At 45.5% G+C, this 11729-nt stretch carries 6 protein-coding genes and 1 riboswitch; of the genes, 2 read left to right on the forward strand and 4 right to left on the reverse strand.

Annotated features, from left to right (window positions below):
- Positions 1 to 352: 352 nt before the first annotated feature.
- From VB714_RS05640 to VB714_RS05650, 3 genes are all read right to left on the reverse strand, one after another.
- Positions 353 to 4879: a PAS domain S-box protein gene (locus VB714_RS05640; protein ID WP_323222017.1), complete on the reverse strand. Its 4527-nt coding sequence runs from the start codon at positions 4877 to 4879 to the stop codon at positions 353 to 355.
- Between the two features lie 104 nt (positions 4880 to 4983).
- Positions 4984 to 5280 carry a 2Fe-2S iron-sulfur cluster-binding protein gene (locus tag VB714_RS05645; protein WP_323222020.1) on the reverse strand — a complete coding sequence of 99 codons (297 nt, stop codon included), beginning with the start codon at positions 5278 to 5280 and terminating at the stop codon, positions 4984 to 4986.
- A 108-nt stretch (positions 5281 to 5388) separates the two neighbouring features.
- On the reverse strand, positions 5389 to 7569 hold the full coding sequence (locus VB714_RS05650; protein ID WP_323222022.1) for a TolC family protein: 2181 nt from the start codon (positions 7567 to 7569) through the stop codon (positions 5389 to 5391).
- A gap of 178 nt (positions 7570 to 7747) precedes the next feature.
- Between VB714_RS05650 and VB714_RS05655 the strand changes: the two genes are divergently transcribed.
- Together VB714_RS05655 and VB714_RS05660 are read left to right on the forward strand one after the other, a co-directional pair.
- Positions 7748 to 9517 carry a putative bifunctional diguanylate cyclase/phosphodiesterase gene (locus VB714_RS05655; protein WP_323222023.1) on the forward strand — a complete coding sequence of 590 codons (1770 nt, stop codon included), beginning with the start codon at positions 7748 to 7750 and terminating at the stop codon, positions 9515 to 9517.
- Positions 9518 to 9612: 95 nt separating this feature from the next.
- Entirely contained in the window at positions 9613 to 9858 is a 246-nt protein-coding gene (locus VB714_RS05660) for a hypothetical protein (RefSeq protein WP_323222025.1), read from the forward strand.
- A gap of 194 nt (positions 9859 to 10052) precedes the next feature.
- Here the strand turns inward: VB714_RS05660 and thiC are convergent, their stop codons facing one another.
- Positions 10053 to 11438 (reverse strand): phosphomethylpyrimidine synthase, encoded by a 1386-nt coding sequence (thiC, locus tag VB714_RS05665; protein ID WP_323222027.1) that lies wholly within the window; start codon positions 11436 to 11438, stop codon positions 10053 to 10055.
- Between the two features lie 7 nt (positions 11439 to 11445).
- A riboswitch (TPP riboswitch) is annotated at positions 11446 to 11542 on the reverse strand.
- Between the last annotated feature and the right edge of the window lie 187 nt (positions 11543 to 11729).

Here is an 11729-nt window from a genome sequence, read left to right on the forward strand (position 1 = left end):
AAGGGGGACTTTGGGATTCTCCCCCCTTATCAAGGTAGGGACTATTCATCGGAGAGAGAAAAAATGTAACCCCCAAAGTGCCAGCCCCCTAAATCCCCCAAGTGTGGGGGACTTTGACTCCGGTTCCCCTCAGATTTGGGGGGTTAGGGGGGCAATAATTAACGACAAGTCAGGCATTGTAGTATTTTCCTTTTTTCAACGAATAGTCCCTGCCTTATCAAGGGGGGCTTTGGGATTCTCCCCCCTTATCAAGGGGGACTTTGGGATTCTCCCCCCTTATCAAGGGGGGCTGGGGGGGATCGAATCAATAACTAGCAAGTTGAGTTATTATAGCAAATTGGAGTATAAAAAACTAATTTCGTGCAGTCAAATCAATAATCAAATCGAAACGGTACTCATCAACCCAAGCCTCGATCGCCTCAGCTAGGGATTTATATTGGGAAGGAATTGTTGTCAGTAAAGGTAAAAGAAGGGTGCGATCGCACTGCATTGCTGCTTCATTAACAGCCGCTATCCATTCCGAAGGCATTTTCAGCAACTCTTCTTGTAAATCATCCCTCGACTCATTCTCTTCTGTATTGTAGGCTTGTTCCACCGTAGAGTCTGCATAGGAATAACGCACTCCCAAATATTGCGACATCTTCTCTAATAAGACTTCAGTGTGACAAGGTTTGCGAACAAAATCATCGCATCCCGCTTCCATTGCAACGGCACAATCTTCCTCAAATACCCTAGCAGTCAGGGCAATGATAATAACAGGATTGAATGCTTTTGTTGTCGAATCATCTCTATTTTTTTGTTGCTTTTCTTCTTGTTGCCGAATTTTTCGCGTAGTTTCATAACCATCCATTATCGGCATTTGTAGATCCATCCAGATCAAATGAGGCTGAAAACTATTCCAAAGGGCGATCGCTTCCTGCCCATGTTTTGCCTTGGCAACTGTAAATCCAAGCTGCTCTAATACTTGAGCCAGAAAATGCTGATTTTCAGGGGAATCATCAACAATTAAAATACGATATTCGGGTTGATTGGGTGCCAAGCCGATCGCCAGAAGATTAGTAGAGATATTGGTAACATTGGCAACATTTCCCAAACCTACTGGGATGGTAAACTTAAATGTAGAACCGCGATCGGGAATGCTAGTTGCTGTAATTTCTCCTCCCATTAAATGGACGAATTGCTGAGAGATAGCTAAACCTAAACCCGTCCCTTCGGAAGAATTAAGTCCAACTTGGGTTTGCTCGAAGGGTCGAAATAGTAAATTCATCTCCTCGGTTGCAATCCCCACTCCCGTATCTTCAACCTCAAAATGAAGGGTTATTTGTTGCCTGTTGCCTCTTGCCTGTTCCCTCTTGCCTGTTCCCTCTAAAATCAACTGACTGACCCGTAAAATCACCCGACCTTTCTCCGTAAACTTTATCGCATTTCCTAATAAATTAATTAAAACTTGGCGCAGTTTATTTTCATCGGAGTAAATATAACGGGGAACGTCGGTACATTCTTGAAATAATAGTTCTAAACCCTTACTCTTCGCTTTGAGATGCAGCATCCCCTTAATCGTATCCAATAAACAGTATAAATCGAAGCAATCTTCCGCAAAAGTAACTTGTCCTGCCTCAATTTTAGACATAGAAAGTACATCATTAATTAAAGTCAATAAATGCTCTCCACTATGATTAATGATATTCAGATAGTTTTGTTGTTGAGCCGTGAAATTAGCTGCGTCGTTTAAGAGTTGACTGAAACCGAGAATAGCATTAAGAGGCGTGCGAAGTTCGTGACTCATTTTAGCCAGAAATTGACTTTTCGCTTGGTTAGCAGCTTCTGCATCTTCTTTTGCTTTTTGTAATTCTACTTCTGCTTGTTTGCGATCGCTGATATCCTCTAAAATTTCTGCGGCATAACGGGGTCGTCCTTGAGAATCATAGACTAAAGAAACAGTTTTATTGCCCCAGATTGTCGTGCCATCTTTGCGAATATAGCGTTTTTCTAGACTGTAGGTAATAATTTTACTTGCCCATAATTGCAAATACTGTCCGAGATCGGTGGTAAAGTCATCGGGGTGGGTAATATCTTGAAAAGTTAACCGGTAGAGTTCCGATTCGCTATAGCCCAAAATATCGCAATAGCGTTGATTAACTCGCAGGCATTTTCCCTCACGATCGCTTTGAGCAATGCCGATCGCTGCTTGATTAAAAGTAGCATTTAAAAGAGTTTCGCTTTCGTGAATGGCTTCTTCTGCCCGCTTGCGCTGGGTAATATCATCTAATACGCCTAAAATACCGATAACATTGCCATCGCGATCGTGGATGGGGACCCGGTTCGTTTCCAGCCAAATGGGTTTACCTTCATCATCTGGGCGGTATTTAAGGGAAATATTATGTAACTCCGGCTGATTGGAAGTCATAATATAGTTGTCTTTGGCGCGATAGTAGTCTGCGACAGCGCGATCGGGGATGAGATCGTAATCGGTTTTCCCCACAACAACTTCAGGACCTTCCAAACCCGCCGCTTTAGCCCAATGCTCATTACAACCCAGAAAAACAGAGTTCGTATCTTTCCAAAATACTTGTTGGGGAATATTATCGAGAATTAAACGCAAGTATTGTTTTTGCTCTTCAAGGGCAAGTTCGATCTGCTTGCGCTGGGTAATATCTTGCACTTGATAAATTGCAGAGAGAGGCTTGCCGATCGCGTCTCGTCGCACATAAATCTCGATGGAAGCATAAACAACCCGCCCGCTTTTCTGCACGAAACGCCCTTCCCAGTTTTTTTCACTGGTTTCATTATCAATTAGGCGTTGAAAGGTTGTTTTTAGGGTTGGGCGATCGCCAGGATGGAGAAAATTATAAAACTGCTCCCCCACAAAGTCCCGATAAGGATAGCCCAATAAATGACAAAAAGAAGGGTTAATATCTAAAAATGCCCCCGTTACCGACAATTCTGCCATGCCAATAGGAGCCGAACGAAATAAATCGCGGAATCGGGTTTCGCTGGTTTGGCGATCGCGCATTTCCAACACGAGGGAAACTAAATTGCCAAGGGATCGCATAAAATTTTCTTCTTCGGGAGTCCAAGTATGGAGAACTTTTGTGCGTTCAATGCGAATGGCACCGCGAATTTTTTCCGCAAGGCGAATGGGAACATCAAGAAAGGAAGTAATTTGTAAAGGTTGCCAATAGGTCGCTTTTAATTCCCCCACTCGGGGATCGTTTTGAGCGTCAGTGACTGCAAGAGGGCGATCGCTGGCTAAGAGTTGAAAATAAAGAGGATAATCGGCGATCGCCCATTCCAGTTGAGGGGTTGAGTTTGGGAAATGGGGGGTTGGGGGATTCTTCTGAAAAATTTCTTCGCAGCGCATCACCCCAGTTGTCTCATCGAGTAACCAAATACTCACTCGTTCCACTGCAAGGGTTTGGGCTGTTTTTTGGCTAATGGCGGCAAAAGCAGCGTGCAGATCTCCTTGATAGAGAGATTGGGTTTTCGCCAACATCACTAAAATCTCATCTCGCTCTTGTAACTTGCGGTGATTATCTTCTAAGGCTTGCGTCCGTTGCTGCACGACCTTTTCTTGTTCTGCATTGGTTTTCGAGAGGGTTTCTAGCACTTCCTGTAATTTCCTTAACATTTGCACGAAGGAACGTCCCAAAATTCCCAATTCGCGGATATTTGAAGTGGTTAAAGAAGTAATCGCTTCTGAAGTAATCAGGCGATCGCCCGAGGAAAATCTCTCTCGGTCTGAATTTTGGCTGAATTGTTGGCTGACTGCGGCTAATTGCAGAATAGGGACGCAAATCCAACGAGCGGTTAAAATACCCGCACCGGTAGAGAGGATTAAAGCTAGAGCGCATAGGGCGATGGTTTGGCGCGTATTGGCGTGAATTTGCCCCATAAAATCAGTTTCGGGGATCGTCACAACTATTAGCCAATCTAAGCCCGCATCGTCTCTCAGGGGGGTCACTTGGACGAATTGAGTGCGATCGTCAATGGCAAAATTTAATTGTTGCTTGTCTTCTAGATTTTCTAGGTTAGGCAATTGTTGTTGCAGATGGCGGGCGGTTAAACGGATGAGGCGATCGGGGGTGCGGTGAGCCTGAATGCGTCGGGGTCGTTCTTCTTCGATAAAAAATACAGAAATTTCCTCAGAGGTGGCAATTAATTCTCCGTTTCGTTCCATCACAAAGGTGATTCCCGATTTGCCGATTTCCATCTCTTGGAGAAATTCGCGAAAGCGGGTCAGGAGAATATCGCTGCCTAAAACCCCCTGCAAACGTCCGTTTTCGTCATAGAGGGGATGCACCGCCGTAATTGCTAAATCTTCGGCAGTATAGTCGGGATAAACCTCACTCCAAGCAATTTTTGGAGTGCGGCGGGCTGTCTTGTACCAAGGTCTTTGACGGGGATCGAAATCGGGAAAAAGCTGGTCAATTCCTGCGCGATCGCCTTTCTCATTGACGCGGTAGCGGCGGGTAATCTCATCCTGTCTCGGATCGCGAATGCCAAAAGATAAACTTCCATCGCCTTGACGTTTGGCCGAAACATATTCTCCTCTCTCTGTCCCTAAATAGTTGGCGGTTAAGGTGGGAAAGACTTGCAGATGTTGCCACATTTGGCGTTCTAAGCCGCGATCGCGAAAGATACTGGCTTCTTCCCAAGGGATGGTTTGAGCATTAAAGGCATTCGTGTCTCGCGGGATGGCCAGATAAGCTCGTAGGTGTTCTTCAATGTGCGCGCTAATCTCCTGTCGGAGGTTTCCGGCTACTTCATTGACGGCTTTTTGACCGTTACGAAGGGAGAGCCATCCGGTTAACCCGACAGCAAAACCAATCTGTAAGACAAAAGGAACAATAAGAACTAAACGCAAAGGAACATTTTTCATGGCTAGGAAAAATTAGCGCTACCATCGAAGGTATTATCTCATTTTGCTCGATCGGTTTAATTTTGAGAGAATTTAGCTCTAAACTCCTGCTTAAGGCTTAAGGTTCACGGTTTTGTTTTGACGCTGACGGGACCATTAACGATGGTTTGGCAGGCGAGGCGATAGCTGGGAGGTTTTCGTTTTAACTTCCGTTTTTCTACATCCGTCCGTTCGGAAAGATTTTCCATCCCCTCTACAATTTCGACGATACAGGTTCCGCATTGGCCGTATCCGCCGCAATTCATCAATTTGCCCTTGAGGGTATAAAGATCGATATCATTGGCCAATGCTTTTTCCCGTAGGTTTGCACCATCGGCTGCGATCGCTTCTTTCTTTTCGTTAACAAAGGTAATATTCGCCATCTGTTCTCCTTAAGGCCATTGGTGAATTTCTATCTTATGAAGAAATGCAACGAAATGTAAATTTTTCTGGGCAGGAAGAAAAGGCGATCGCGCGATCGCCTTTTCTCATTAGGGTAAATCAAAGAGGCGATTATCGGGAACATTACTCACCGCCCGTTGCAGAGCGACCAAAGCGCGGTTGTAACCGACTATTGCTGTGAGTAAATTACCTCGCGATCGCGTCAGTTCGGTTTGCGCGTCGATGACATCGGTTTGAGTCCCTACCCCTGCTTGAAAGCGCAAGCGAGCCAATCGTAAACTCTCTTCCGCCAACTGTACCGCCACGGTCGCAGTTTTAATATTCTCATCGCTGGCTGTCAGGTTTTCGTAGGCTTCCTCCACTTCAAAGCGAATGCTCTTGCGCTGTTGCTCGAAATTGACTTCAGCAATTTCAATATCTAACTCCTCCTGTCGGCTGTTGGCTCGGGCTGCGCCTCCATCAAACAGATTCCAGGAAAGGGTCGCACCGATCGCATAGCCATCGGCAAATCCCTCGCCAAAATTGAGAATATTGGCGACATTATAGTTAGCAAATAGGCTCACTTGGGGTCTGAGAACCGAGAGGGCGACTTGGCGCTGTTGTTCGTCTATCTCTCGCTGAACTAACTGCTGCTCCAATTCCGCGCGATTGCGATAGGACAGAACAATTGTATTTTCTAGGGACAAATCCCAATCTCCCGCCCGTTCGATGCGATCGGCGATGGTGACTTCAACCTGTTCCCCTAAAGATAAGATTTGTACCAATTGTCGCTGGCCAATTCTGCGATCGGCGCGAGCATTAACTAAACTTTGCTGACTGTTAGCCAGTTCCACTTGCGCCCGCAAAACGTCAAATCGCGTCCCCAAACCCGCCCGTTCGAGGAGTTCTGCATCCCGTAAAGTTTGTTTGGCTGCATCTACGGCCGCTTGTTCGATCCCCACCGTCGCATCGGCTTGTTGCAGGGCATAGTAAGCATTAGCCGTATTGAGGCGCAATTCCTCTACCACCCGTTCGACTTCCAATTGGTTAAAGCGCACGGTTTCTTCTGCTTGGCGGATTTGAGCGGGACGAGAACCGCCATCATAGAGGGTATAGCTTAATTGCAGAGTTCCATCCACTAAATTCGTGGCTGTACTACTGGTTGAGGCGCTCAAACCTCGATTCCTCAAGCGACGATTGGAGAGTTCCGTGGTGGCAGAATCTGTGCGACTGAGGTTAATTTCAGCACTAAGGCTGGGAAAATTGGCTGCTAGGGCTTCTCGCAGGGCTGCATCGGCTTTTTCTAGATTGAGCCAGGCTTTGCGCCAATCTTGATTATTGCGACGAGCTAGGGCGATCGCCTGATTTAAGGTGATAGGTTGCGAGAGATCGATGGTAACTTCATCGGGTTCTGTGGGAAATAGTAAGGGATTACCACTGGGATTGAGGTTTTCCGGAGGAGGAACGACTTGACGACCTCGAATCGAGGGTTCTTCGATGGGATCGTCGAGTAAGGGGGAAACTTCGTCAACAATTGTTCCCGGATTGTTATTCTCGAGATTGCCATCCTCGGGATCGAGGCGATCGGGCAACGATTCTGACTCAATTTCTTCTTCTTCTGGAGGGGGAAATGTTTCCTCTTCCGACAATTCCGGCAATTGGCTCGTTTCAAGGATTAAGGGCTTTTGAGCCAAGTCTTCGGTAATTTCGGGAGTTAGCTTGGGAATATCTGCTTCCCAGGATAATTCCAGAGTAGAGTCAGAAGGAACAATTGGTTTGATAACCTCAGTTTCAGGAGACTCTGAGGTATTTAAGGTGACATCGTCTAGGGATATCTCCTCGGCATTAATCTCCTCGGCATTAATCTCCTCGGCATTAATCTCCTCGGCATTAATCTCCTCGGCATTAATCTCCTCGGCATTAATCTCCTCGGCATTAATCTCCTCAGCATTAATCTCCTCAGCATTAATCTCCTCAGCCGCATCACCATTAGGACTTGAGGCTAAAGAGGAGGGGTTGAGATTCCTTGTTTTATCCAAAACAATTCTCTCTCGGGTTTCAGACTGCGCTTCTGGTTGCTCAACCTTAAGGGCTGGGTTTTTGTTCGGTTTTTCTGTTACTACCGAGGAAGAAAAATTTATGTCTGAAGAGGGGTGACTCGACCCAAGGTTTAGGGATGAATCTACAGATGGATCCACCGTCAGCGATTCCTGAGATATCGCTGGTACTCCATAACCAAAAGCCAAGACTGCTCCGGCACTCACAACCACTAGATGACGAAAAACTAACATTAAATTTACTGATTCCGTTTCTACTCTATAAAGGCAAAGTCAGGATTGAATTGTGAAGCGATCGCAACACAAAGTTTATTGTACAGATAATTCGCTTTACTCTAACTTGCTTGGGGCGATCGGTTAAGCTAAAATCAGAGCAATTTTCCGATCTCCCCTCTACTGCTCTCTTCCGAGCATGACTAAAATTCTTGTCATTGAAGACGATAAGGCTATCCGCGAGAATCTTTTAGATTTCCTGACCCTTGAGGGGTATGAATTAACCTCTGCTGCCAATGGTCGCCGAGGTTTGCAAGCGGCACAAGAGGAATACCCCGATCTGATTCTCTGCGATCTGGTCATCCCAGAATTAAATGGTTATGAAGTTTTACAGTTTATTCGCCAAGATCGTGACTTGGCCACCATCCCATTCATCTTTTTAACGGGAAAAGCCGAAAAAGAATATTTTCGTCAGGGTATGGAGTTGGGAGCCGATGATTATTTGACGAAACCCTTTACTCTTTCAGAGTTACTCCGTGCGATCGAAATACAACTACAAAAACGCGATCGCCTCCAGCAAAGATTTCGCGATCGCCTCCAACAAGCAGAGAATCAAGTCGATTATCTTCTCCATCACGATCTTCTCGTCCAACTTCCTAACAAGTTTTCTCTGCAACAATGGTTATCGGATTGGGCTGGCGATCGCTTGCTAATCCCACAGGAAGGAGATATCTCAGCTTGCGTCCTGGCGATCGATCGCTTCGATCGCCTCCAGCGAATGTGGCCGCAGCAGCAGATCGATCTGATTTTGCAGTCTGTGGCTCAACGATTAAAACGCTATCATTCTGATGCGACTCCTCTTGCTTATTGCAACATCAATCAATTTGTTTTTCTACTCTGCGATCGCGATGTCAGCGAATTTGCGCGAACTATTGTAGAGAGCTTTCAGGAATCTTTTTTGGTTCGCAATCAAGCAATATTCCTGACGATAAGTTTAGGGATTGCTGTCAACGATGCGGCCAATTTGGATTTGGAGGATTTACTCGATCGCGCCGAGATCGCTAAAAATTATGCGATCGAACAAGGAGGAAGTCAATGTCAATACTATACCCCTATATTTCGCTTGCATTCGCGGGAGCGATCGTTTATAGAAGCAAATTTACATCATGCTTTAACACGACAAGAACTCCAAGTTTATTATCAGCCTCAAGTTAGTTTAAACAGTGGAGAAATTATCGGTGTAGAAGCTCTCATGCGCTGGTTTCATCCTCAAAAAGGAGAAATTTCTCCCGTACAATTTATTCCTATTGCTGAGGATTCGGGCGCGATGGTCGAGATGGGAGAATGGATATTAAAAACGGCGTGCGAACAAGTTAAGTATTGGCAAGAAAAATTTCAGAGAAAACTTTCTCTGGCAGTTAATCTATCCGTGCGTCAACTGAATGACGATCGATTTGGCGATCGCCTTCGAGCCATTTTATTACAAACTCAATTTTCTCCTCACTCCCTCGAATTGGAACTTACTGAAAGTGTTTTGGTGGAAAATATTCAGTTAGCACAACAAAAAATTAATGAGCTGAAATCTTTGGGAATTTCTATTGCTATTGATGATTTTGGTACGGGATACGGTTCGTTAAACTATTTACAACAATTGAGTTTCGATATTGTTAAAATCGATCGCTGTTTTATTCGCGATTTGGATTGGAATGCGACTAATGCGGCGATTGTTAAGACGATCGTGGAAATGGCAAGGAGGCTCAATTGTCGCACGATCGCAGAAGGTGTATCCACGGAAGTCGATCTCATATTTCTCAAGCAGCAACGCTGTCAGGCTCTTCAAGGCTATTTCTTTAGTCCTCCCCTTCCCCCATCGGAGTTGACTGCATTACTGGAAACGGGTCATATTTGCCCCTTACCCACGATTGTTCCAGACTCCGAACGTTTGAATCAAATCTCAACAAAATATTAAGATATATTTAAACACTGTGACTAAATGACAAGAACGGTAAAGGAAGTGGTAGGGTCTACTGATATGAATGTTGAGTTTCTAGAGGGGAGAGAACATTGGTTTCACCACAAATCCACGAAACAAACGAATTATTCCACGAAGATATTAGTGAGTATGTAGCTGAGTTACAACTTCACATGACGTTACAAGCAAGGAATCTCGTGCCATCTTTTCCCGAATGGACTGTTCCAGAACAGGCAAAGACACAGCCATTAGACAGCCGAGTTCAATTGCTTCAGGAAAGTCAGGCAAATATAGAGAAGTTAGTTTCTCGTCAAGAAATTTTATCTTGCCGCCTTTGATTTAGTTATATCAAATCCGCATGAATACTATCATTAAAAATCTAGGGAGCGAGACGCTCCCACTGCGATAATATTCAATAATTACAGTAGTGCGGGCATCTTGCCCGCTTGTTATGCCCATTAATCGGATTTGATATTACCGTTATTAAGTGAGTTAGCCTCGATTCTTACAAGAATCGAGGCTAACTTATGTCTTATGCTTGCAAGACAGGTTCTTTTTCTTTCTCTTGTGCTAAGAATTGCTCTAATTTCGTTAGCGCATCCGCATCAACTTTTGTTTGCATTGGACAGAACTTTGGACCGCACATCGAGCAAAATTCTGCCTTCTTATAAATATCATCTGGCAGAGTTTCATCGTGATATTCTCGGGCGCGATCGGGATCGAGGGACAGTTCAAATTGACGATCCCAGTCGAAATTATACCGCGCTGCGGAGAGTTCATCATCGCGATCGCGGGCACCGGGACGATGACGGGCAATATCCGCAGCATGGGCAGCAATTTTATAAGCAATTAAACCGTTACGAACATCTTCTGCATCCGGTAAGCCCAAATGCTCCTTGGGTGTCACATAACAGAGCATCGCCGTTCCGTACCAACCCGCCATCGCAGCACCGATCGCCGAAGTAATATGATCGTAGCCTGGGGCAATATCCGTCACCAAAGGACCGAGGACATAGAAGGGCGCTTCAGAACACTCTTCCATCTGTTTTTTGACGTTAAACTCGATTTGATCCATCGGCACATGGCCAGGACCTTCTACCATCACCTGTACGTCATGTTCCCAGGCCCGGCGCGTTAATTGTCCCAAGGTTTTCAACTCGGCCAATTGTGCTGCATCCGACGCATCATGGGTGCAACCCGGACGCAGAGAATCCCCTAAACTGGAGGAAACATCGTACTTTTTAAAGATTTCGATAATGTCATCAAAACGGGTGTAGAGGGGGTTTTGCTGATGATGGTGTAACATCCACCGGGCGATAATTCCGCCCCCCCGAGAGACAATTCCTGTAATGCGATCGCGCACTAAAGGCAAATGCTCGATTAAAATACCCGCATGGATGGTCATATAGTCCACCCCTTGTTTCGCGTGTTTTTCGATGATATGTAAGAAATCATCAGGGGTGAGTTTTTCAATCGACCCATGCACGCTTTCCAAGGCTTGATAAATGGGCACCGTCCCAATAGGAATCGGAGAAGCATTAATAATTGCCGTGCGAATAATGTCGAGATCTCCTCCTCCCGTGGAAAGGTCCATCAGCGTATCCGCACCATATTTCACCGCTAAATCGAGTTTTGCCACCTCCTCGTCCAAATTGGAAGAATTGGGAGACGCGCCGATATTTGCATTGACTTTACACTTAGAAGCAATACCAATACACATCGGTTCGAGGTTGGCATGATTGATATTGGCCGGAATAATCATCCGTCCCCGCGCTACTTCTTTGCGAATTAACTCGGGAGGCAAATTTTCTCGCTTGGCGACATATTCCATTTCCTCCGTGACAATTTCCTGACGGGCATAGTGCATTTGTGTCACGTTTGTTTGACCGCGTCGTTTAGCAATCCATTCTGTACGCATATTGAATTCCTCTTAATCATGGCTTCCCTACGCTGGTGCTAACCAGTCTCAGGTTCTCAGGGTATTTCTCAGCCTGGATAGTCCAAGCACCCCTAGCTCGAGGTATCGATCTTATCACTGCTTCAGAACGGAAACGGGAAACCTTAAAACTTTTCACTGAATTGGTGAACTACCGCTATCGAATCAAAGATTACGATAGCGGCTTCCCTTTTCACTGGGGATCGCGCTAGACAGAACCGAAGTTCTACCACCTCGTCTTATATCCCCTCCCAGGGCAGTAGAGCTAGTTCC

It is taken from the genome of Spirulina sp. 06S082 (genome assembly GCF_034932145.1).
Taxonomy (GTDB): Bacteria; Cyanobacteriota; Cyanobacteriia; order Cyanobacteriales; family Spirulinaceae; genus CCY15215.

Coding starts and splice junctions, on each gene's coding strand:
- VB714_RS05655 (WP_323222023.1), top strand. CDS start 7,748: ATGACTAAAATTCTTGTCATTGAAGACGATAAGGCTATCCGCGAGAAT.
- VB714_RS05645 (WP_323222020.1), bottom strand. CDS start 5,280: ATGGCGAATATTACCTTTGTTAACGAAAAGAAAGAAGCGATCGCAGCC.
- thiC (WP_323222027.1), bottom strand. CDS start 11,438: ATGCGTACAGAATGGATTGCTAAACGACGCGGTCAAACAAACGTGACA.
- VB714_RS05640 (WP_323222017.1), bottom strand. CDS start 4,879: ATGAAAAATGTTCCTTTGCGTTTAGTTCTTATTGTTCCTTTTGTCTTA.
- VB714_RS05650 (WP_323222022.1), bottom strand. CDS start 7,569: ATGTTAGTTTTTCGTCATCTAGTGGTTGTGAGTGCCGGAGCAGTCTTG.